This window comes from Rhodococcus sp. WY5 (assembly GCF_018588185.1).
Classification (GTDB): Bacteria; Actinomycetota; Actinomycetes; order Mycobacteriales; family Mycobacteriaceae; genus Rhodococcus_F; species Rhodococcus_F qingshengii.
The window spans coordinates 5146830-5169237 of record NZ_JAAMPR010000001.1 but is presented as its reverse complement, the minus strand read 5'-3'; the positions used below and the strand labels follow the sequence as shown (position 1 = coordinate 5169237).

The 22408-nt window shown below is 62.7% G+C and carries 21 protein-coding genes; 5 read left to right on the top strand and 16 right to left on the bottom strand.

The window, feature by feature from the left end:
* Window position 1: 1 nt before the first annotated feature.
* On the top strand, window positions 2-466 hold the full coding sequence (locus tag G4D79_RS23875; protein ID WP_003940830.1) for an Lrp/AsnC family transcriptional regulator: 465 nt from the start codon (window positions 2-4) through the stop codon (window positions 464-466).
* Between the two features lie 65 nt (window positions 467-531).
* Window positions 532-1860: an L-lysine 6-transaminase gene (gene lat / locus G4D79_RS23870; RefSeq protein WP_214514455.1), complete on the top strand. Its 1329-nt coding sequence runs from the start codon at window positions 532-534 to the stop codon at window positions 1858-1860.
* Here lat and G4D79_RS23865 read toward each other — a convergent pair.
* The 6 genes from G4D79_RS23865 to uraD all read right to left on the bottom strand — a co-directional run bounded on the left by G4D79_RS23865 (window position 1857) and on the right by uraD (window position 8557).
* The gene (locus G4D79_RS23865; RefSeq protein ID WP_214514454.1) at window positions 1857-4565 is read right to left on the bottom strand and encodes a molybdopterin cofactor-binding domain-containing protein; all 2709 of its coding nucleotides are present in this window, start codon (window positions 4563-4565) and stop codon (window positions 1857-1859) included. The two genes, lat and G4D79_RS23865, sit on opposite strands and share 4 nt — an antisense overlap.
* On the bottom strand, window positions 4562-5371 hold the full coding sequence (locus tag G4D79_RS23860; protein WP_030535037.1) for an FAD binding domain-containing protein: 810 nt from the start codon (window positions 5369-5371) through the stop codon (window positions 4562-4564). Before G4D79_RS23860 ends, G4D79_RS23865 begins: the two co-directional genes overlap by 4 nt.
* 7 nt (window positions 5372-5378) lie before the next feature.
* Window positions 5379-6692: an 8-oxoguanine deaminase gene (locus G4D79_RS23855; protein ID WP_230359898.1), complete on the bottom strand. Its 1314-nt coding sequence runs from the start codon at window positions 6690-6692 to the stop codon at window positions 5379-5381.
* 53 nt (window positions 6693-6745) lie between these two features.
* Window positions 6746-7648, bottom strand: coding sequence for a factor-independent urate hydroxylase (pucL, locus tag G4D79_RS23850; protein ID WP_037129153.1), 903 nt, complete (start codon window positions 7646-7648; stop codon window positions 6746-6748).
* A gap of 64 nt (window positions 7649-7712) precedes the next feature.
* Complete coding sequence (gene uraH, locus G4D79_RS23845; protein WP_007727227.1) at window positions 7713-8042, bottom strand: hydroxyisourate hydrolase; 330 nt, start codon at window positions 8040-8042, stop codon at window positions 7713-7715.
* The gene (gene uraD, locus G4D79_RS23840) at window positions 8039-8557 is read right to left on the bottom strand and encodes a 2-oxo-4-hydroxy-4-carboxy-5-ureidoimidazoline decarboxylase (RefSeq protein WP_030535033.1); all 519 of its coding nucleotides are present in this window, start codon (window positions 8555-8557) and stop codon (window positions 8039-8041) included. Before uraD ends, uraH begins: the two co-directional genes overlap by 4 nt.
* A gap of 130 nt (window positions 8558-8687) precedes the next feature.
* Here uraD and G4D79_RS23835 point away from each other — a divergent pair, with 130 nt between their 5' ends.
* Window positions 8688-9488: a tyrosine-protein phosphatase gene (locus G4D79_RS23835; RefSeq protein ID WP_007727222.1), complete on the top strand. Its 801-nt coding sequence runs from the start codon at window positions 8688-8690 to the stop codon at window positions 9486-9488.
* Here G4D79_RS23835 and G4D79_RS23830 read toward each other — a convergent pair whose 3' ends face one another.
* The 9 genes from G4D79_RS23830 to G4D79_RS23790 all read right to left on the bottom strand — a co-directional run bounded on the left by G4D79_RS23830 (window position 9489) and on the right by G4D79_RS23790 (window position 18433).
* Window positions 9489-9851: a VanZ family protein gene (locus G4D79_RS23830; protein ID WP_042922147.1), complete on the bottom strand. Its 363-nt coding sequence runs from the start codon at window positions 9849-9851 to the stop codon at window positions 9489-9491. It abuts the gene before it with no gap.
* Window positions 9848-10198 (bottom strand): hypothetical protein, encoded by a 351-nt coding sequence (locus G4D79_RS23825; protein ID WP_214514453.1) that lies wholly within the window; start codon window positions 10196-10198, stop codon window positions 9848-9850. Before G4D79_RS23825 ends, G4D79_RS23830 begins: the two co-directional genes overlap by 4 nt.
* A complete protein-coding gene (locus tag G4D79_RS23820) occupies window positions 10198-10623 on the bottom strand; it encodes a DUF1707 domain-containing protein (protein ID WP_003940708.1) in 426 nt (141 codons plus the stop codon). Before G4D79_RS23820 ends, G4D79_RS23825 begins: the two co-directional genes overlap by 1 nt.
* Before the next feature lie 76 nt (window positions 10624-10699).
* Window positions 10700-12496, bottom strand: a complete 1797-nt coding sequence (locus tag G4D79_RS23815) for an acetyl/propionyl/methylcrotonyl-CoA carboxylase subunit alpha (RefSeq protein ID WP_030535031.1) — start codon at window positions 12494-12496, stop codon at window positions 10700-10702.
* Window positions 12497-12634: 138 nt separating this feature from the next.
* Window positions 12635-14035 carry a condensation domain-containing protein gene (locus G4D79_RS23810; RefSeq protein ID WP_003940858.1) on the bottom strand — a complete coding sequence of 467 codons (1401 nt, stop codon included), beginning with the start codon at window positions 14033-14035 and terminating at the stop codon, window positions 12635-12637.
* 4 nt (window positions 14036-14039) lie between these two features.
* Window positions 14040-14456 carry a SufE family protein gene (locus G4D79_RS23805; RefSeq protein WP_003940804.1) on the bottom strand — a complete coding sequence of 139 codons (417 nt, stop codon included), beginning with the start codon at window positions 14454-14456 and terminating at the stop codon, window positions 14040-14042.
* Window positions 14453-15358: a sulfurtransferase gene (locus G4D79_RS23800; RefSeq protein ID WP_003940962.1), complete on the bottom strand. Its 906-nt coding sequence runs from the start codon at window positions 15356-15358 to the stop codon at window positions 14453-14455. Before G4D79_RS23800 ends, G4D79_RS23805 begins: the two co-directional genes overlap by 4 nt.
* Before the next feature lie 118 nt (window positions 15359-15476).
* Complete coding sequence (locus G4D79_RS23795) at window positions 15477-16940, bottom strand: condensation domain-containing protein (protein ID WP_042449587.1); 1464 nt, start codon at window positions 16938-16940, stop codon at window positions 15477-15479.
* The gene (locus tag G4D79_RS23790; protein ID WP_064112572.1) at window positions 16940-18433 is read right to left on the bottom strand and encodes a condensation domain-containing protein; all 1494 of its coding nucleotides are present in this window, start codon (window positions 18431-18433) and stop codon (window positions 16940-16942) included. The genes G4D79_RS23795 and G4D79_RS23790 overlap by 1 nt, the downstream gene beginning before the upstream one ends.
* A gap of 150 nt (window positions 18434-18583) precedes the next feature.
* On the opposite strand from G4D79_RS23790, the gene G4D79_RS23785 reads away from it, so the two are divergent.
* The gene (locus tag G4D79_RS23785) at window positions 18584-20281 is read left to right on the top strand and encodes an MFS transporter (RefSeq protein ID WP_003940674.1); all 1698 of its coding nucleotides are present in this window, start codon (window positions 18584-18586) and stop codon (window positions 20279-20281) included.
* Between the two features lie 61 nt (window positions 20282-20342).
* A complete protein-coding gene (locus G4D79_RS23780) occupies window positions 20343-21641 on the top strand; it encodes an HNH endonuclease signature motif containing protein (RefSeq protein ID WP_214514452.1) in 1299 nt (432 codons plus the stop codon).
* 109 nt (window positions 21642-21750) lie between these two features.
* On the opposite strand, the gene G4D79_RS23775 is transcribed toward G4D79_RS23780, so the two are convergent.
* Window positions 21751-22392 (bottom strand): nucleoside triphosphate pyrophosphatase, encoded by a 642-nt coding sequence (locus tag G4D79_RS23775; protein ID WP_007731146.1) that lies wholly within the window; start codon window positions 22390-22392, stop codon window positions 21751-21753.
* Between the last annotated feature and the right edge of the window lie 16 nt (window positions 22393-22408).

The following is a 22408-nucleotide window of genomic DNA, read 5'->3' as shown; positions in this document are numbered from 1 at the left end:
GGTGCGAGAAACAGAAACCAGTGACGTTGCCGGTGTTCCGGTCGACGAAACCGATCGACTCTTGATGCGTGAATTGGTCTTGGACGGCCGTGCCACTCTCGCGAGTCTTGCTGAGAAGGCTGGACTCTCGATCTCCGCAGTCCAGTCGCGAGTGCGTCGTTTGGAATCTCGCAAGGTGATCCGTGGGTACTCCGCGAAGATCGATCCGGAGGCACTCGGTCACAATCTGTCCGCATTTGTCGCCATCACTCCTCTCGATCCCTCGCAGCCCGACGATGCGCCTGCCCGCTTGCGTCATCTGCCGGCGGTCGTCTCGTGTCACTCGGTAGCCGGGAGCGAAAGCTACGTCCTCCTGGTCCGGGTGGCGTCACCTCGGGCGTTGGAGCGATTGCTGCAGGAGATCCGTACGGCAGCCAACGTCAACACACGAAGCACCATCATCCTACAAACTTTTTACGACGAATGACGCCTGTTCAATAACTTTTACGGTCCTCTATCGACACTCCCGGAAAATTGACATAACCTTCGCGTATGAGTACTGCGATGCGAGACTTCGGTGACAGTGCGCTCTTTCCGGTCTACGACGTGTTGAAGGCCAGCATCCTCGTCGACGGATTCGATCTGATTCTCGACGTCGAAGGGTCGCGGGGTTCCTATCTCCGTGACCTGCGAGACGGAACCGAGTATCTGGACATGTTCGGTTTCTTCGGCTCTTCGGCCCTGGGTATGAATCACCCTGCGATCACAGGCGACGAGGAGTTTCAACAGGAGTTGGCTGTCGTGGCCTCCAACAAGCCGAGTAACTCCGACATCTACACCGAACCCATGGCGCGCTTCGTTGCGGCTTTCGCTCGGGTACTGGGGGATTCGGCACTCCCACACTTGTTCTTCGTCGACGGCGGAGCCCTGGCGGTGGAAAATGCACTCAAGGTTGCCTTCGACTGGAAGAGTCGGTGGAACGAAAGCCGTGGGTTGTCAGCAGATCTGGGGACAAAGGTCCTGCACCTGACCGAGGCTTTTCACGGCCGCAGTGGCTACACGATGTCGCTCACCAACACCGAACCGGGCAAGGTCGCGCGATTCCCCAAGTTCGACTGGCCACGTATCGACTCGCCGTACCTGGCAGACGGCCGCGATGTCGAAGCTGCGGAGAGGGAAGCTCTCGATCAAGCGCGCCGAGCTTTCGCCAACAACCCCGACGACATTGCCTGTTTCATCGCCGAGCCGATCCAGGGCGAGGGCGGCGACCATCACCTCAGGCCGGAATTTCTGCAGGCGATGCAGGAGTTGTGCCACGAAAACGACGCCCTCTTCATTCTCGACGAAGTACAGACCGGTTGCGGAATCACCGGAACTGCCTGGGCCTACCAACAATTGGGTCTGAGTCCGGATGTGGTGGCGTTCGGCAAGAAAACGCAGGTGTGCGGAATCATGGCCGGCGGGCGCGTGGATGAAGTGCATGACAACGTGTTTCACGTCAGTTCTCGGATCAATTCGACGTGGGGTGGCAACCTCACCGACATGGTTCGTGCCCGGCGGATACTCGAAGTCGTCGAGCAGGACCGACTGATCGACCGCGTGCGATTCACGGGTGCGCATCTCCTTGCCCGGTTGACCGAAGTCTGCGGGCGGTACGCGGCGGCAACCGAGCCGCGCGGTCGTGGCCTCATGTGCGCGATCACTCTGGAAGACAGTGACCTTCGCGATCGCGTCGTACAGCGACTGCGTGAAGACGAGCACGTGATGATACTGCCTACCGGGAAGAGGGGAATCAGATTCCGGCCCGCGCTGACGGTGACCACCAGTGAGCTGGACGACGCGGTCGACGCGGTCGAGCGCGTGCTCGCACGCGAGACCTAGGGCCTCTGTAGCTGTTCCCACACTCGATCCGGTGTCATCGGTGTGGAGTACATACGCACTCCACACGCGTTGGCAATCGCGTTTGCCAACGCCGGTGCTACAGGATTGAAGGGGGCCTCACTCATCGATTTCGCGCCGAAAGGCCCGAGCTTGTCGTACGTGTCGGCAAACAGTACTTCGGTGATCGGCAGATCCCCGATCTGGGGAACGTGATAATTGCGCAACTGCGGATTGATCACCCGACCTTCTTCGATGACGATCTCCTCCGACAGCGCAGCGCCGAGCGCTTGTCCCACACCGCCTTCCACCTGCCCTCGCAGTTGTGCCGGGTTCATGACAGTGCCGGCATCGGCGGCCTGAACCGACTGCAGGATCTTCACCCGGCCGGTGTTCGTGTCGACGGCAACGCGAAAACCGTGAACGTTGAACGAGACCGAGCGCGGTGTCCCGTCGTGGCGACCGTCAGCGGCGAGCGGGCCACCTTCGAGTAGCGTCGCGAAATCGAGGCAACCGTGGGACGTTTCGACACCGTCCGGCGAAAGGTCGTCGATCTGCGCGCCGCGACCGCTCGATCGCACCGCACGGGTCAGTATCCGCTCGCGAAGGCGCTCGCAGGCGATCAGGAGCGCCTTTCCGGCGACCACCGTTCCTGTCGACCCGAATGCTCCGGTGTCGTATCCGCCGGCATCGGTGTCGGATTGAACAATCGTGATGCGATCGACTGTCGTCCGCAATTCGGTGGCCGCGATCTGCTGGTGAATCGTAGTGGTTCCGTTGCCGAACTCAGCGGTGCCGATGTTCACGACGTACCGACCGTCGGCCTCGAGTGCGACGGTGGTGTCGGAGAAGTGACCACGCGGCGGGATCGTCGCGATCATGGCAATTGCCATGCCCCGACCGATCTGCCAACGCGACCCAGCCGGTGCAGCCTCTCCGCGTCCGCTCGACAGTGCACTGTCGACGAGGTCGATGCACTGGTCCAGTCCGTAGCTGCCGAATTCGAGATCACCGTCTTCGACGTGCCAGTCGACAAAATCGTCTCCGGGAACGACGACGTTGCGCCGCCGAAACTCGAAGGGGTCCATGCCGAGACGATCCGCGAGCTGATCCATGGCCGACTCGACGGCGAAGATGATCTGGCCGAGCCCGTAACCACGAAAGGCCCCGGAGGGAACGTTGTTCGTGTAGACCGCTTCGGCGTCGACGCGTTTGGTCGCAGCGCGATAGACCGCCATGGATTCGGCGCACCCATGGAACATGACTCCGATCGAATGGTTCCCGTACGCCCCCGCGTCGGAAAGGACGTCGATAGAGAGCGCAGTGAGAGTTCCGTCGGCGTCGGCGCCCGCACGCACCGATACTCGCATCGGATGCCGTGACGGTGCGATGGTGAACTGATCGCTTCGGCTGAACTCGTAGGCTACGGGCTTGCCGGTCTTCAAGACGGCCAGTGCGACCAGATCCTCGGTGAGTAGTTCCTGCTTCCCGCCGAAACCCCCGCCTACTCGTTTTGCGAACACCCGGATTCGGCTGCGATCGAGATCGAAGATGTGGGCCAATTCGTCCCGAACCAGAAACGGCACCTGTGTGCTGCTTCTGATGACGAGACGGCCCTCCTCGTCGAGCCACCCCACAGCGCCGTGAGTTTCCAAGGCCACGTGCTGGACTCGCGCAGTTTTCCACGTACCTTCGACGACTGCAGTCGCATCCGCGAGCGCACGGTCCAGATCGCCGACGCCATCGTGAAGCGCGGCAACCACGTTGCGAGGGGCCTCGGTGATCCGCGAGCTCTCGTCCTTGTCGCCGTGCAGGAGTGGAGCGCCGGGGGAACGCGCCAGATCTGGTTCGAATACCGCGTCGCGTACCTCGTAGTCGACTTCGATCAGCGAGAGTGCACGTTCCGCCAGCGTCGGGGTTTCGGCGATGACCGCGGCTACGCGCTGGCCGCGGAAACGGAGGGTGCTGTCGAACACGCGCGTGTCGTCCGGATCGTCGTTGCGGTCCTCGTGCCGGGCGGTCGAGAACAGCACGTCCGGACTGTCATGAAAAGTGAGGACCGCAGCGACGCCCGGCGCCGCTTCGGCTGCTGCCGTGTCTATCCGCGTTATGTGTGCGTGTGCGTGCGGACTGCCGAGTACTGCGACGTGAAGCAGGTCGACCGGCTTCTCACCCGGGGAGAAGTCCATGGTGTACTGCTCGGTTCCCGTGACGATGCGTGCGGACGCCGGGGCTGCGATCGAACGCCCCTGAGCCCCGCCTATTTTGGCGGTCTCCGTATTGGATGTACCGGCGAGAGCGTCACGAATGGACCGATAACCGGTGCAGCGGCACAGGTTACCTTTCATCGAGCACGCGAGATCGGATTTTTGCTCGACCGACAACGCTGATGCGGTGACTACCATTCCCGCTGTACAGAAACCACATTGGAATCCGCCCGCGTCCACGAATGCCTGTTGAATGGGGTGAAGTTTCTCCGGTGTTCCGAGACCGGAGGCGGTGACGACGTCGCGGCCGTCGATGCGATGGGCGGGAAATATGCACGAATGGGTGGGGTGTCCGTCGACCAGCACCGAGCAGGCGCCGCAGTCTCCGGCATCGCACCCCTTCTTGACGGAGTTCGCTCCGTGCTCGCGGAGGAAGGTTCGCAGGCACTGTCCTGGGCGGGGCTGGTCGTCGCGCGGAACTCCGTCCACCGAGTACTTCATTCCAGTTCACCTCGGATTTCTTCGGCAAGAAGCTCGGTCATCGCCTTCCGCCACGGCGCAGTTCCATGGACATCGGTGAAGTAGGCGTCTTCCGGAATCCTGCTGCGCAACGCATCCGCAAGTGCTGTGGCGTCGGGGAGTTCGTCGAATTTCAGAGCGTACGGACGGCGGGTCGCGGCGGTGATCGCCAGCGTGAAACCGTCGGCGCCGCAGCGTCCGGCCACGGCTACGGCCGATCGCCCGAGTGACGTCTGAGCCAGCTTTCGCATCGCGGTACGTGCAGTCAATGCATGCACGGGAATCCGAATACTGCGGATGATCTCGCCGGACCTGAGTACGTTTCGAGAATCGTCGATAACGAAATCGACTACGGGGAACGAGTATTCGGTACCGTCCGGACGCCAGATCGTCAGTTCGGCATCGAGAGCGGTACACAGAGTCGTCATCGCTCCGGCCGGGAAGGAGAGCGCGATGTTGCCGCCGACTGTCGCGTATCGCAACACCTTCCACGATGCGAGCAGTGCGTCAGCGCAGTGTTGGAACAGCGCTGCGGCGCGCCAGGATGCGGGAAGTTCGGCGCGGCACAGTTCCTCGATGGTGCAGGTGGCCGCGATCTCGAGACCGAGATCGCCGACCGCCACAGCTTCCCAGTCGAAGCCCGCAAGGTCGACAAGGGTGGTCAGGTGCGGCTGCGGTTCCGAGTACAGCCAGGTGCCGCCACCGATGAACCCGATGCCGGGTGACGCACAGGGGAGTTCGGCGCGGGTCCGCGGCACCAGAACTTCGTCGACGCTGTGCAGGTCCATCGCGACCTCAAGCCTTTCCGAGTAGATCGCGGTGTGCGCGTGCGACATCCGAGGCCACGACGTCCTCGTCGACGGTGGTGACTCGTCCGTCGGCAACTACGATTCGTCCGTTGACGAGCAGTAACTTCAGCGGGGGAGTCGAGCCGAGTACGAGCGCCGCCACCGGATCGGTGATGCCGGCATGCGCGACGGTGTCGAGTTTCCACACCGCCAGGTCGGCAAGTTTTCCGACCTCGATCGATCCGATTTCGCCCTCGCGGCCCAGAACTCGTGCGCCGCCGATCGTTCCCAATTCCAAGGCTTTTCGCACCGTCATCGTCTGCGGTCCGCCCTTCGCGCGAGCAAACAGAAGTGCATGACGAGACTCCTCGATCAGGCTGCAAGCTTCATTGCTCGCCGCGCCGTCCACGCCGAGCCCCACGGTGACCCCGCCGTTCACCAAATCGGCGGCACGGGCGATACCGGCTCCCAGGCGCGCGTTGGAGGTCGGGCAGTGCGCCGCCGCAGTTCCGGTTCGCGCCATCGTCTCGATACCGGCGTCGTCGAGATGGACTGCGTGGGCGTACCAGACGTCCGGGCCCACCCAGCCGACTCGTTCCATGTATTCGACCGGCGTGCAACCGAAATGCTCGCGGCAGAATCTCTCCTCGTCCAGTGTCTCGGCCAGATGCGTGTGCATACGCACGCCGTTTTCGCGGGCCAGCGTCGCGGACTCGCGGAGCAATGCCTCCGTCACCGAGAAGGGTGAGCAGGGAGCTACCGCGATCTGCAGCATCGATCCGGGATTCGGGTCGTGCCAACGGTCGATCACCGACTGCGTGCCGGTCAGGATGTCATCGAGTTTTTCCACGACGTGATCCGGTGGCAGGCCGCCGGAACTCTGGCCGAGATCCATCGACCCACGACACGGGTGGAATCGAAGGCCGACCTGCGCAGCAGCGGTGATCTCGGCCTCGAAAACGTCGCCGGCGTCGCGGGGAACGACGTAGTGGTGGTCGGTGGTGGTCGTACATCCGGTTTTCGCCAACCACGTGAGGCCGCCGGTGGCCGCCACGTGGACGGCGTCGGCGTCGATACCTGCCCAGACGGGGTACAGGGTGGTCAGCCACTCGAAAAGCGTCGAGTCCGCGGCCAGGCCTCGGGTGATCCATTGGTAGAGATGATGATGTGTGTTGACCAGACCCGGCGTGATCAGGCAACCACTCCCGTCGATCACTTGCGCACCCGGGTATTCGGGTGGCGTTCCGGCGCCGACGTCGACGATCTTGTTGCCCGAGATCACCACATAGCCGTCGGAGTACTCGGAGCGGTCGCCGTCCATCGTGACCACATGAGCGCCCGCCACGACGAGTGTTGCCCCGAGAGCTGATTCGGTCACGACAACCAACCGGCGTAGGTGGTCCACGACGGTCCCGCGTCTGGTGCGTCGGATCGGCTGACCGCAGCTTGGATCAGGCCGTACGGACGATCCGCAGCGTGGAACACCTCGTTGTCGTTCTCCACTCCGAAGCGGCCGAGTGCATATTCGAAATGATGCTTGTTGGGTGCCGACAGTCGAACCTCCGCGATGATCGGGAATTCCTCGAGGATTGCCTTGCCGATGTGGAAGAGCGTCTGCTGCAGGGCAAGTGAATGTACCTGTGCGAACTGCTTGACGATCTGTGCCTTGATTCCCGCGTAGACCGATTCCCAGTCGACGTCGGTGGTGACGAATCGCCACTGGGCGACCAACGTCGTCGCCATGACGCGGTCGTCGGTCGGCTCGAGAACGGTGTACGGATCTTCGAGAAAACCCGAGAACTCACTACCTGTCGATTTGAGGATCACCAGGTCCTTCAAGCCGCCGATCACCCATGTCCCGGTATCGGAGATGGTGATCGACGCCGTCCGAACTTCCTGACCCTTCCGAATCCAGGTGTAGTCGTGTTCGCTGCCGTCGACAATCGCACGCTCCCAGGCGTATTCCTCGATCTCGATCCGCGCGCCACTGACCGGTTCGATGTCGTCGACGAAATGACGGGCGAGTTCGAGTCCGTACGTCTCGATCGAGATCAGACCCTTTTCCTTGGCGTAGGAGTAGGCCGTTTGTTTCTGCGTGTCGGTCGGCAGAACCTTCGATTGATCACCGGTGAGGTATGCGTCGGCGAAATCTCCACGCAGGCAGGTGGAGACGTTGATGTCGTGAATTTCGTGACGGGGGGTGTCTCGATAGATTCGGACTACTCGATTTTCCGCTTTGCCGTACTGGTGACCCGATAGTTCGATCGATCCGCTCAACCGTTCGGTGTTCGTACTGCCGGTTGTGATGTTGCCGGTCGTGATGTTTTCGGTAGTCACGTGTTCAGCTCCCGCGATAGGTGGAATAAGCAAAGGGAGACAGCAACAGTGGGACGTGATAGCCCCGTGCCGTGTCGTCCACCCGGAAGGTCACTGTCACTTCCGGGTAGAAGTTTTCTTGTCCGTTGGTCTCGAAATACGTTCCGGTGTCGAAAGTCAGGGTGTAGTGACCGGCGGTCAGGCCACCGGGAGCAAGTTCGGGGATGCGGCCGTCGGAGTCGGTCTCCGCAGTGGTGACGGAGGCGCCGTCTCGATCACGAAGTTCGACGCGAATCCCCGCCGCGGGGTTGCCCGTCGTCGCGTCGAGAACGTGCGTGCTGAGGGTCTTGCTCATGCTGTGCCTCCGGCGAGTGCATCGATCAGACGGGCGAGTCTGATCCGATTGATGGCGGCCAATTCGGTTCGAAGCACGGAACGCTCGGTCGCCGGGTCGTTTCGGAGACGACCTCGAAGGATGTCGAGGAGCTCCGTTCCAGATTTCCCCGACGCGCAGACCAGGTAAACATGGCCGAATGTCTCTTCGTACTCGGCGTTCTTCCGTCGAAGTTCCGCGAGTACGTCTTCTGTCGCCGACGAGACTCCCGACTGTTCACGGGTAGAGGCCGCGCTCTCGCTTCGCTCACCGATTCGTGGGTGGCCGGAGAGAGCGTCGTCGATCTCGGACTCGGGAAGCTCGGCCAGCACCGCATCTGCTTTGTCGAACAGAGCTTCCAGATCGGCGAACGGGCGAGACGAGGCGATTTCCTGTGCCCACACGGCGGAATGGCAACACTCGAGCAGCGCCGCGACTGCCTGGTGGTCACCGAGCGCATCGAAGGCTCCGAGACCACTGGAATTCGTTGTAGGCATGTCCACAGGATTACTTGAGCATGTTACGGATCTGTAGCGCAGCAATTACGGGAGATGATGTGTCTCGATCTTATTTCTCCGGCTGCTCTTCCCCGATCACGGTTTCTCGGCGACCGATACATTCTCAGGTATGACCGATACTCCGAAGCTGTCTTCCGTCGTACCGTCCCTGGCGAACCTCCGAGACATCGGTGGCCCCGAATCGAGCTTCGGTGGCACCGTCCGCACCGGGAGCGTGTTTCGTTCCACCGATCTGGCATCGCTCAGTGCGGACGGCGCACAGACCCTCGCCGATCTGGGCATCGTCACGATCTACGATCTGCGCACCGAATCCGAACGCGAGACGGCACCGGATCTGACGCCGGACGGTATCCGAGAAATCGGCCTGGACGTATTGGCGGACAAGCAGTATCGCGCCATTCCGGCTCAGATGCAGCAGATGATCGCCGACCCGGCGTTTGCTGCCGAAGCGTTGGGCAGCGGCCAGGCGCTCGAGTACTTTCAGGGAAGTTACCGCGATTTCGTGACCTTGCCGAGTGCGGTCGCGTCGTACCGGCAACTGTTCGTCGACTTGGCGCAGCCGCCCAGCTCGCCGGCACTCATTCACTGCACCACGGGCAAGGATCGCACGGGTTGGGCAGCGGCCGCGTTACTGCTGTTCCTGGGTGCCTCCGAGGACGCGGTCTTCGCGGACTACCTCGAAACCAACAAGATTTTGTTGCCGATGTTCGCGCCGCTCCTCGAGCGATTCGAGGCCAAGGGGATCGACCCGACCCTGCTCGAGGGTGTCCTCGGTGTCAGGCGCGAGTACCTGGAGGCGTCGATGGCAGAGCTCGCGCAGGTACACGGATCCATCGAGGCCTACTTCACCGACGGCCTGAAGATCGACGCGTCGACCCAGGACCAATTGCGGAGCAACCTGCTCAGCTGATCAGGACCTGCTCGGCTCGTCTCGGCGGGAAGTTCGTCGCCTCGTCACGAGGCTGACGATACCGATCCCGATGGCGATGCCGAGCAGGTCGGCGCTGCCGTCCCAGATCGAACCGGAACGCGAAATGGGCAGCGCTGCTTGAAGAACCTCGGACGTCGCGGCAAAGATCAACAACCACACAGCCGTGAGCCACACCGGGATCCGCGCGTGCAACGAGGTGATCGCCAATACCGCGAACATCAGCGTGTGAGTGATCTTGTCGGTGTTCTCCGGGCTCGAGGGCACGGTGGAACCCGGGGAGAAGAGCATGATCAGGGCAATGACCACGGCGATCGCCAACGGCCAGTATCGGTTGTTCTTCAATTCGTCTGCCCCTCGACGACGACGAGTCCGAGTGCACCTTCGGCGAATCTGGTGACGGCGTCGGCGGCCGTCGTGAGCGCCTCGGTGTGCCCGCCGCGGGCCCAGCCGGTGAGCAGGGCGGTGGAGTCGAGAGGCGTCAGAACGACCTCGGCGAGAAGCTCACCGGTGTTGGGTTGGCACACTGCCCAGGAGTAGACGCTGTTTTCGTGCCACTGAGCGCTTCGCTGACTCACGTAATCGGGGTCGGTGATACCACCATCGGCAAGGGCGGGGCGGTCGTCCACACGCTCGTCTGCGCGCAGTGCGCGTAGATACCAGCCGCCTGCGTTGATCTCGATCGGCTCCATCAGTCGGAGTCCCGCTCGCGGCGGCGCTTGGCTTTGCGTTCCCGGTCGGTACCGAACAGCAGCGCACCGGCCAGGGGAATCGCGAGGAACCACAACCAGGTACCGGTGACGAAGAACAGGATCACCGCGAGAATCGGGACGACGGCCATGACGCGACCGGACCAGTCGGGGTTGAAGCCTCGCTCCGCCGGTGCGTCGGGAGGCGTCACCATCGACAGGGGAGCGGTGCCGGGCGCTTGGTAGTTGCCCGGAAGATCGGCGAACACCGGAACGAGTTCACTGCGAGTTGTTGCGGCACTGACGATTCCGCTTCTCTCGTCGAACTCGGTGACGGTGAGGCGGCCTGCGGCGAAGTGCTCGCTCAGGAGATCGAGTGCCTGCTCGCGTTCTGCAGTGCCGATGCGAATGTCGGGGACGTCAGCCATCGTTACAGCCTACTCAAACGACTGTGCGCCTTTCCGGTAGTGGGGACTACCGGAAAGGCGCACGGGGCCGGAGGCCCTACTTCAGTTCTGCGAGAACCGTTCCCTGCGTGATTGCTGCACCCGGCTCGACGGAGAGTCCGGTGACGACACCGGCCTTGTGCGCGTTGACGGGGTTTTCCATCTTCATGGCTTCGAGAACGGCGATCAGATCGCCTTCTGCGACTTCCTGGCCTTCGGTCACTGCAACCTTGACGACGGTGCCCTGCATCGGAGCCGTGACAGCGTCACCCGATGCTGCACCTCCGCCGGCGCCGCCGCGCTTGCGCGCCTTCGGCTTCTTGCGGATCGCACCGGAGGCAGCGCCGCCGCCGTTGCCGAGCGAGAACTGGCCCGGGAGGGAAACCTCGACGCGACGTCCACCGACCTCGACGACGACGTTCTGACGCGGCAGAGCCTCGTCCTCGTCGTCTACGGGAGCACCGGCGCCTGCGTACGGCTCGATGGGGTTGACCCAGTCGGTTTCGATCCACTTGGTGTAGATGTCGAACTTCTCGCCGTCACCGATGAACGCCGGGTTCTCGACGATGTGGCGGTGGAACGGGAGAACGGTCGCGAGGCCGTCGATCTCGAACTCGGCCAGAGCGCGCGATGCCCGCTGGAGGGCTTCTTCGCGGGTGGCGCCGGTGACGATGAGCTTGGCGAGCATGGAGTCGAACTGTCCGCCGATGACGTCGCCGGCAACGACACCGGAATCGACGCGAACGCCGGGGCCCGTGGGCTCACGGTAGACGGAGACCGGGCCGGGGGCAGGCATGAAGCCGCGGCCGGCGTCTTCGCCGTTGATGCGGAACTCGAAGGAGTGTCCACGCGGGGTGGGATCTTCCTTGATGGAGAGTTCTTCGCCGTTGGCGATGAGGAACTGCTGACGCACGAGGTCGATGCCCGCGGTCTCTTCCGTGACGGGGTGCTCGACCTGCAGGCGGGTGTTGACCTCGAGGAAGGAGATGGTGTCGCCCTGAACCAGGTACTCGACCGTTCCGGCGCCGTAGTAGCCGGCTTCCTTGCAGATGGCCTTGGCGGATGCGTGGATGCGTGCGCGCTGGTCGTCCGTCAGGAAGGGAGCGGGCGCCTCTTCGACGAGCTTCTGGAAGCGACGCTGCAGCGAGCAGTCGCGGGTACCGGCGACGACGACGTTGCCGTGCTGGTCGGCGATGACCTGAGCCTCGACGTGGCGGGCCTTGTCCAGGTACTGCTCGACGAAGCACTCGCCGCGACCGAAGGCTGCGATGGCCTCACGGGTGGCCGACTCGAACAGTTCCGGGATTTCCTCGATGGTCTGGGCGACCTTCATGCCGCGTCCACCGCCGCCGAAGGCAGCCTTGATCGCAACCGGGACGCCGTATTCCTTGGCGAATGCGACGACCTCGTCGGCGCCCTTGACGGGATCCTTGGTGCCTGCTGCCATCGGTGCCTTCGCGCGTTCTGCGATATGGCGTGCCGTGACCTTGTCGCCGAGGTCGCGGATGGACTGCGGTGACGGACCGATCCAGATGAGGTTCGCGTCGATGACGGCCTGGGCGAAGTCGGCGTTCTCGGAGAGGAAACCGTAGCCGGGGTGGATGGCGTCGGCGCCGGACTTCTTGGCTGCGTCGAGGATCTTGTCGAACACGAGGTAGGACTCGGCGGACGTCTGTCCACCGAGGGCAAATGCCTCGTCTGCGAGCTTCACGAACTGCGCGTCTGCATCGGGCTCGGCGTAAACGGCAACGCTGCCGTAGCCGGCATCCTTGGCCGCCCGGATGACCCGTACCGCGATTTCACCGCGGTTCGCGACAAGCACCTTCGTAATGTGCGCGCTGGCATGACTGGGCACTGAGCCTCCTGTGGTTCGCATAGTCTGTCTCCGCGGTGTATTCCTCTGGGATTTCACCATCGGGGGATTGGCATCACTTCGGAGTGTATGCATCGCTTCGGCGCTGGTTGTAACCGGATCGCTAAAGCCCACTCCGGCTTAGGAAACGGTTTCGAAAACTACCGATGAGTAGCTGTCGGAGGTGGCGGCGTCCGGTTCGGTGACGATTTCTTCGATGGTCCGGCGCAGTGCGGCCACGTAGGCGTGAACCGCGGCGTTCGCCGTCTCGTTGCCTGGGTACCTGACCGCGAGGTTGAGTCCCTGGGGTGTGCGGTTGATCCAGATGTAGACGTCGTGCGTATATGCCTTGCTTCGAAGTGCTCTGGCGTTCCATTCGGGCCACTGTGCGGCTTCGGGCACGAAGCGAACGTCCATGTAGGACACGACGAATCGCGGTCGGATCGGGGTTTCGAGGTGCTCACCGATCCGATCGAACGGGACAGCTGCGGCAGGCTTGACCGAAGCGATGGATTCGGCGGCGCGTGTCGCGAGGTCGCCGAACGAACAGTCCGATCCAACGGCGAACTCGACCGGGCACAGTCCGACGAACCAGCCGAGCGCACCCGCCCACTCCTGAGCGCTGCGGGTGTGAACTGGCGTCACGACCTCGAATCGATCGGATCCCGCGACTTCGCGACCTACAGCGGCAAGTCCGCCGAGAAGTCCGGCGAAGTACCCCACGCCGGTGGCTGCACACGTCGAACTGAAGGCCTTGGACTGGTCGGCGTCGAGCAGCCAGGTCGACAGGCCGTTCTGAGAATCGGTTCCACGGTCACCGATCGGTAGCGGGAACTGGGGTAGACCGTCCGTGCCGAGAGCCTTTCGCCAGATCTCGACCGCAGCCTTCTCGGCTTCCATGTCGGCCATCTGCTCGCGTTCGACGGCACCGAAATCGACGTAGCTGCCCACCGGAAACAGATTTGCAGCACTACCGGTCGAGGCCTCGCGGTACAGAGCTGCGATCTCGTGAGCGACCAGCACGATCGAGAACCCGTCGATGATCGAGTGGTCCGCCGCGAAGAACACGGTGAACGGACCGTCGCCACCGCGGGGCGTCAACGTCGCGAAGACGTACGACGGCCAACTGTGCGGGGACGCGTAATCGTCGAACAGGCGGTGAAGGTGGTCGAAGTTGTCCTGGCTGGACGCGTCGTAGCCGTGGCTGACGACCCCGATGTCGATTCCGCCGAGCGGGACCGTGTGCCGGGTGATCTCGCCGCTCGAGGGTTCGAGGACGGTATGCGAGCGCAGAACTTCGTGACGGTCGATCCACCGGCCGAGAGCGACTCGGAACGCATCGACGTCGAGCGGGCCGGAAATCTCGAAAGCTGTTCCCAGCCAAGACTTGTCGCCTGCGCCTGCAGCGGAACGGTTGAGATGTGCCTCGTGAATGTAGGAGACGGGCCGCGGATCCGGAACCCAGGGCCCGGTTGCGCACGGCAACCATTCGACGAGTGCGCCGGCCGGAATCGCATAGTCGGCCAGTTCGGTGAACTCCATGTTTTCAGCCCCGCAAGTGCCGCTTGATGCGCGCGAGCATGGCCGACATTCCGCGCAGACGGAGCGGGCTCACGGCTTCTGCGAGACCGAGCGCCGAATAGAAGTCGTCGGGTACACCGAGGATCTCGTCGGCGCTGTGGCCGTCGAGCCCCTGCGCGAGGATCGACGCGAAACCACGCGTCGTGGGAGCCTCGGGGGGAGCGCTGAAGTACAGACGGACGTTGTCGCGATCCGAATCGTCGACCGAGAGGAAGAGCGGCGACTGACATTCGGGGACCGGCTCCATCGCGCTCTGCTCGAGCTCCGCCGGCAACGGCGGCAGCTCTCGGCTGAACTCGAGAAGAAGGGTGAGCTTGTCCGAGGCGCCGACGGCCGCGAAGTCGTCGACGATCTCGGCCAGAGCCGAAGGAAGAGCGCTCATGACGCCGATACAGAGGACGGAACGGCGCCGGGCTCTTCGCCCTGGACGATCGGGACGCGCACGGCATTGCCCCACTCGGTCCACGAACCGTCGTAGTTACGAACGTTCGGGTAGCCGAGAAGATGAGTCAACACGAACCAGGTGTGACTGGAACGCTCACCGATGCGGCAGTACGCGACGATGTTGTCGTCGGCCGACAGGTCGCCGTAGATCTCGCCGAGTTCGGTACGGGTGCGGAAGCGGCTGTCCGGTGCCGCTGCCTTCGCCCACGGGATGCTGAGCGCGCTGGGAATGTGTCCACCACGCAACGCACCCTCTTCGGGGTAGTCGGGCATGTGGGTGCGTTCGCCGGTGTACTCCTGCGGAGATCGCACGTCGATGAGCGGCCCGTCGCCCAAGTGCGCGAGAACGTCGTCCTTGAATGCGCGAATGGGAGCGTCGTTGCGCTCGACGACCGGGTAATCCGTTGACGTGATGTCGGGAACGTCGAAAGCGGTGTCGCGGTTCTCGGCGATCCACGCATCGCGGCCACCGTCGAGAAGACGGACGTCCTCGTGGCCGAAAAGAGTGAAGACCCACAGTGCGTAGGCCGCCCACCAGTTGCTCTTGTCGCCGTAGATGACCACGGTGTCGTCGCGGCCGATGCCCTTGCGGTTCATCAACTCTGCGAACTTCGCACCGTCGATGTAGTCGCGGGTGACCGGATCGTTGAGGTCGAGATGCCAGTCGATCTTCACGGCTCCGGGGATGTGGCCGACGTCGTACAACAACACGTCTTCGTCGGATTCGACAACCTTGAGGCCCGGCGCACCGAGATTCGCCGAGAGCCATTCCGTCGAGACCAACCGGTCGGGATGCGCGAACTCGGCAAACGCGGTTGAGGGATCGGGGGCAACGGGCACGGGCGTACTCCTGAAGACGAATCGTTCGGTTCGAACACGGACTTGATCGATTCTATGCGCTGTGCGCAAGGTGAGACGCCCGGAAGCAGGTTCTGCCTGCTCGTGCCCGTTGCCGACCCTAAATCCTCGGTGTTCCTGCTCCGACGCTCGAATCTCTCAATTGTTCGGTGACACTTCCGATCGGCGTCACGCCCCGGGCGCAGACTTCTCTCAGAATCCGGTCGAGTTCGGTGAGGAAATTCACCATGGTTTCGTTTGCCGTCTCGGTATCGGGAAAGCGTGAACGCAGCGAGAGACCACGGTTCGTTCGCGAAATCCAGAACTGGGCATCGTCGGCGACCGTCACATTGCTGATGTGATGGGCGTTGAGGAGATCATGATCGTCTGTGCCGGGTAGTTTGCGGTAATCGATGTACGACACCATGAAGACGTCGGTGCGCGTGCGTCGAATCTTGTCGCCCAAAGCATCTCGAACCTGGGCCATGGTGACGCCCTCGAGCGTCAACGCAACTCGGAACGACGCGTGCGTATGTGCAAGGGATGCACCGAAATCCGCGTCGGGAGTGATCTGGACCGTGATCGGCGCGCTGGTGGTGAGCCAGCCGATCGCGTCGGCCCACCGCGGATCTTTGCGAATGTGAAGCGGAAATTGCAGCGGAAGCGTCGACTGGCCGGTGTACGAGTGGACGGAAAGTCCCATCGCAGTGAGGATTCCGGTGAACACGCTACCGCCGGCGGATAGGCAGATCTCGTCGAACGTCGCAGTCAATTCCTCGTCGAGCAGCACGCGCACATCGGCGCCCTGCGGCGCGGGCTTTCCGCCCTCGACGCCGAGATCCAAGGGGAAACTCGGTGATGTGCCACCGCAGATCTCGTAGAACCTTGCCCACTCTCGGATTCGAGGGTCGTTGTCGACGGGAAGCAGAGCGTCTGCCTCCAGTTCGCAGTACCGCACGAAACTTCCCGGGTCACCCAGTCGGCTCATCACTGCGTCGACGGCCTCGTGGTCGGTCAGGTCGGGTAGGGCGATCAGTCCCTCGTAGATCTGTCGCAGTTCCCCGAGAGCGATGACCAACGAGTAGCCGTCGACGAGTGTGTGATCGAACGCGCTCAGGACCGTGTAATGCTCTTCGCGTTCGACCGTGGCAAACGTGTATGCAGGGAAGGTCAGTGGATCGCATACCGTCGTGAATCGCTTCTTGAGATGCGCTCGGAGGTCTTCGGTCGAATCGAATTTCAGAGGTTCCGAAGTCTCGATGTGTGTGCCGTCTGGATCGAGTCCCATTCGGGTGGTGGTGAACTCGCCCACCTCGAATCCTGTGTGCAGAGTGTCATGGCGACTGATGAACAGGCGCAGCGCGAGGTCGAGTGCAGGCCGATTCAGTTCTCCGGGAAGGTCGAATGCGGCTGCCATCCACACACTCCGGCCCATGCCGTGTGTTCGCGCAGTCTCGAGGTGAAAATGCTGGTTGTACGACGGTGGTACTTCCGACTCGGTGACGGCGCCGTCCGCGGGCTGAAGCGACCATTCGGTGACGATTCCGGGGTCGAGTCCGTATCGATCGATCGAGGTGACATGCATCAGGCCACTCCCTCTGGTGCCACGAACGAGTAGTCGCCTTGAGCTGCAACAGTTTTGATGATCTTCGAGACATGCTCGGCGAAGCGGGTGGCCGATTCGTGGGCAATGGGGGTGTCGGGGTGAGACACGGCGATCCAGGTTCCGGTGTGCATCCGGTTGATCCACATCGACGCGATCTGAGTCTCTTTGCCGCCGACGATTCCCGTTGCCTTCGTCTCGGCGTAACTGTATGGATCCGGCATGCGTCGGCCGTCGATGTATGAGACGATCGGCGGCGGGGTGAGCGTCTTCGACAGTCCGCCGGGTGCGGAATCCGACTCGGCCAAGCTCGACAGAACCAGATCGATGACCTGCTGCACAGAGACATCGAGGAGTGCCTTGCCGTCGTGGTACCCCTGCTGCCCGAGCTTTGCCAACTCGGTGAAGCGTCGCTTGTCGTCGACGTCGATGCCGACCGGGATCAGGTTGATGTACCAGCCCTGCGCAAACGAGTCGGCCTCGGTTCGTGTGCTGACCGGCGAGAGGGCGATGTACTTGTCGCGTCCGGCGAGTTCGAATTCCGCAATCGCGAGCGCGGTGAACATTCCGCCGATGAAGTTGGCGCCGTTGGCTTTACAAACCGCACCGAACTTCTCGCACTCGATGTCGTCGGCCAGGTCGAAGCGTGAACCGATAGCCGGTTTGGGCGCGTCTTCGGCCCCGAGCGGGAGCGGAAATCCGGGGAACGAGCCGCCGCTGCGCATGAGGTAACCGAGCCACTGGTGCACTTCGGGTGACTGCATCGTCAGCTCGGTTGTCCGTGCGCGCTCGACGCGACCGAACTGCGCGTAACTTCCCGCGGGGCCCAGTTCGGGATGTGATCCGGTCGTTTCCGCGGCGTAGAGCTGACGCAATTCCGCGTACATCAACACCATCGAGTTCATGTCCGAATGGGCGTGGTCGACTGCATGGAACAGGGTGAAGCTCGGATCGGCTTCGAGGTCGGCATGGTGGTGCTCGACGGCGCCGAAAACGAAGGCCGGCCACTGCAGCGCGCTGGTTTCGGTGGCGAACTTGGTCGCGACGAGTGCGCGGATCGCCTCGGATTCGGAGACGTCGTCGCCGACGCGGTACTCGAGTTCGATGCTTTCGACCGGCACCACGTGTCGACGGACCTCGAACGAGGTGTCCGCAGCGTCGGTGGTTGCTTCGTCGAACGAGAACCAGCTGTGCAGCGTGTCGTGGCGACGGATGTAGCGCTGAAGTGCTCGCGTCATGGCGTCGCGGTCCAGTGTTCCTGCGAAATCGAAGGCGATACCGATCCACGGAGACTGCGGATCGCCCTTCTCTGCGGTGACGCGGGCGCGTCGCAGGTGGCGATCCTGCATCGTGGTCGGGGGTAGTTCTCGGTCGATCTCGGCTTCGGCGGCTCGTTGAGCGGAAGCATGCGTGACGCCCCATTCGATTACCCGCCCAGGAAGCGGGTGCCAATGGGTGATCAAGTTCAGATCCATCGAGTAGAACTCCTGCGTGTGTCGTCGAGAAGCCTGCTCTGAAAATGGGCAGACGACGAACTATCCCATCTGGGGGACTGAATTGTCCGAAATACTACAATCTAAACAAGAACAGGTTCTAGAAGCGTTGTATTCGATTAGGATCATTCGGTGCTTCCGGACCCTTTAGGTGACGCTGTCGGCGCCGACCACAAGGGCGGGCGGCGAGCTGGTTCTCTGACGCCCTGGCTCGGGTTGGCGACGAGTCTGGCGGCGGCATTCATGCAATTGCTCGACGCGACAATCGTCAACGTCGCGCTTCCGAGTATCGCCGTCGATCTTCAAGCAGGCGTATCGGCGCAGTTGCTCATGGTCAGCGTGTACATCCTGGCTTTCGCGTGTTCGTTGATCACTGCAGCGCGGCTGGGGGACCTGTTCGGCCGTAGGGTTGTTTTTCTGACCGCCCTGTCCGTATTCGTCGTTGCCTCGTTGCTGTGCGGGCTCGCGCAGAGCGCGACGATGTTGATCGTCTTCCGGGGTCTGCAAGGATTGGCGGCCGGTTCGATGTCAGCCCAGACGTTTGCCATCATCTCGGGTCTGTTTCCGAAGGCCAGGCATCCGCGAGTCTTCGGGATCTACGGTGCGACCATCGGGCTCGCAACAGTCAGTGGGCCTCTGATCGGTGGGCTGCTGATCGAGTGGAATCTGTTCGACTGGGGCTGGCGCCTGATCTTCTTCGTCAACATCCCGATCGGCATCGCCGCCTTGATTCTCGGATATTTCCATCTCGTCGATGCTCGCGCTGAGCATGTGCGCTCACTGGACCTCATCGGCGCCGCACTGTCATCACTGGCGCTGTTCCTGCTGATCCTTCCCCTGGCCGAGGGAAGGGCGCGCGGATGGCCCACAGGTCTTGTCGTAATGCTCGCGATGTCGGCGCCGGTGGCAGTGGCGTTTGTGCTCTACGAATCGCGTTTGGCGAAACGAGGCGGCGATCCGGTCCTTCGTCTCGAGCTTTTCCGCGACCGAGCCTTCACAATCGGCGCGGTTCTTGCGTTCGTTTTCTTCGGAACCCTGACTTCCTTGATCTTCACCATCAGTCTCACCCTTCAGTTCGGCTTCGGGTTCTCCGCATTGCGAGCGGGCGTCATGACGCTGCCGTGGGCCGTCGGAATGGGCGTGGCGGCGGTTCTCTCATCGGCGGTGTACCGGATGCTCGGAAACCGTGTTCTGATCCTGGGGATGGTCGTCTTTGCCGGCTCGCTGATCGCGCTGTCGATCATCCTCGAACGCGAAGGAACCGATCCACGCTGGCTCGCGCTCGCCGGTCCGCTGCTTCTCGGTGGCGCAGGTCTCGGACTGTTCGTGGCACCACTGCAAACCGCGATCCTTGCGACGGTCGAACCCGCGCACGCGGGTTCGGTGTCGGGACTGCTTCCTACCGTTCAGCAGGTTGGCAGCTCCATCGGACTGGCCTTGATCGGAGTGGTGTTCTTCTCGCTCGTCGCGGGGCAAGCTCCGCAAGCAGTGCAGGGGGAGCGGCCCGAGTACGTTGCGAACCTTGAAGCTGCCGGCGTTGGTCCCGGCCTGATCGACATCGCCGAAAAGGCCTTTGTCGATTGCGCAACAAGCCAATTGGCATCCGGAACACCGATGGAGGTGGCGCCGGAATGTCGCCGGGACGGCTCCGCCGGTGCCGGGGGTCAATCCGTTCAGGTGGCAGTTGATGCCGCGTACGCATCGACTCGCGCGGCGGCCGGCGAAGCATTTCTCCAAGCGCAGCGCCGTGTGCTCGCGATCATCGCAGCAATTGCGCTCGGTATCGGATTGGCGTCGACTGCTCTGCCGCGGGTCAATTCGCCGGTCTGAAAATTGCCCTTGACTCGAACGGGTGTTCGAGTACCCTGTGTGCAGGGGATCGGGGGATTCAATGAGTGTCTTGTTGTCGGATGTGGTGTCTGGTTCTGCGGTGGGGTTGCGCGGACGGTTGTGGCGGTTGTCTGCTTCTGAGTTGCGTGCTGCTGCTGTCGAGGCGAGTGCGGAGATTCTGCGCCTGGAAGCTGTGCGTGTGGCGGTGGTGGACGAGTTGTCGTTGCGCCCGGATGATCAGGTGATTGCCAGCCGCGGAGTGGGTGCGTGGTTGGCGGCCACCACGATGCTGCAGGTTCGGGACGGGAAGAAGATCGCCGCGCTGGGTGCAGCTTTGCGGCCGTTTCCGGCGGTGGCGGCTCGGTTCGATGGCGGGGATTGCTCGTTCGAGCACGCGGTGTTGATCGTGGCGTTCTGTGAATCACCGCCGAAGGGGATGCCGGAGGAGGCGCTCCCTCGCTGTATCGATTTGTTGTTGGCTGCTGCGTCGGGTGTGGAGGCGACGACGACGAAGGTGCGGAACGTGATCGCGACGTTGGAGCGGTTGTTCGAATCGGATGAGATTCCGCCCGCTGAAGATGTCGATCTCAATGAGTTGCGGATCGCGTCGACGCTCAATGGTCGGGTGGTGGTGCGTGGGGATTTCGACGCCCTCACCGGAGAAATGCTGCTCTCGGCCCTGTCGAATCTGACGATGCCCACCCAGGCACCGGACGGGACGCCGGATGCTCGGTCGGCAGCGAAGCGGACTGCCGACGGGTTCACCGAACTGATCCGGCGTTACCTGGACTGCGCCAACACTGGCACAGATGGTGGTCAACGACCGCACGTGAACGTGCACATCAACGCGCGTGATCTCGCTGAGCATCGGGACTGCGCCGCCTCGCCCGCCGATGGTGAAGAGTCTCTGTCGGATCTCGATGTCGGGCACATGCCCTGGCTGGGGCCGCTGTCCGTGTCGCAGACCAGGCTCCTCGGGTGTGATTGTTTCCTCTCGACCGTCCTGCTCGACGATCACGGCGCGCCCTTGGATGCGAAACCAGGAAAGAGGCTGGTCACCGCCGAACAACGCGTCGCCCTCATCGCCCGAGACAAAGGCTGCGCCTTCCCGGGCTGCACATGCGTGCCCGCGTGGACGGATGCGCACCATATCCGGCACTGGGCCAACGGTGGCCCGACGGTGATGAACAACCTGGTCCTGCTGTGCCGTTCACACCATCGGTTGATGCACCTCAAATCCGGGTTCGTCGGGAAATGGGAAATCCGAATAGGAGTCGACAACAAACCCTGGTTCGTCCCGCCGCCCTCGATCGACCCCGGACAGCAACCGAGGCCGGCGAACACCACCTTCAAAACCTGAAGGGTCAAACCTTTTCGGTGACAACAAAAACGACCAGCTTCGCATCGGCATGGACCCGATGCGGGGCTGGTCACTGGTGCTTGGAGAAAACGTGCTTGGAGAAAACGCGTCAGAAGATGCTCTGCGTGCGCCAGAGATCCGAGACGGAAACCCCGACACGCTCGAGAAGTGTTCGTACCAAAGGTAATCCGATACCGATGACACTCGAGGGATCACCCTCGATCCTCTCCACGAACCAGCCGCCGAGACTGTCGAGCGTGAATGCTCCGGCGACTTGGAGCGGCTCGCCCGTTGCCAGGTATGCCTCGAGATCCTCGGTGGACGGTTGCGCGAAATGAACCACTGTTGCGCTGTGATCCGAGGCCATGCGGACGATGCGGCCGTCGGCGACGCGTAGGACACAGTGCCCGGTCAAGAGAGTGGCGCTGCGTCCGGCCATTGCGGCCCATCGCTTTCGGGCGATATCGACGCTGCCCGGCTTGCCTTGAAGTTGCCCGTCGATCAGGAGCATCGAATCGCACCCGACAACGACTACGTCGGTGAGATTGTCGGCGGCAAGACCGGGAACGATCTCGGCGGCCTTGGCCTCCGCCAGTACCGTCACGACTTTTTCGGGGGCGGCGTCGGGTCCGAGATTGTCGGCGATCTTGTCCTCGTCGACGCCGGAGACACGCACAAGCGGCGAAACCCCGGCCGCCCGCAGAACTGCGAGGCGAGCCGGGGACGCTGAAGCTAGAACCAGTTGAGTCACGTCAGCAGAGTGATCG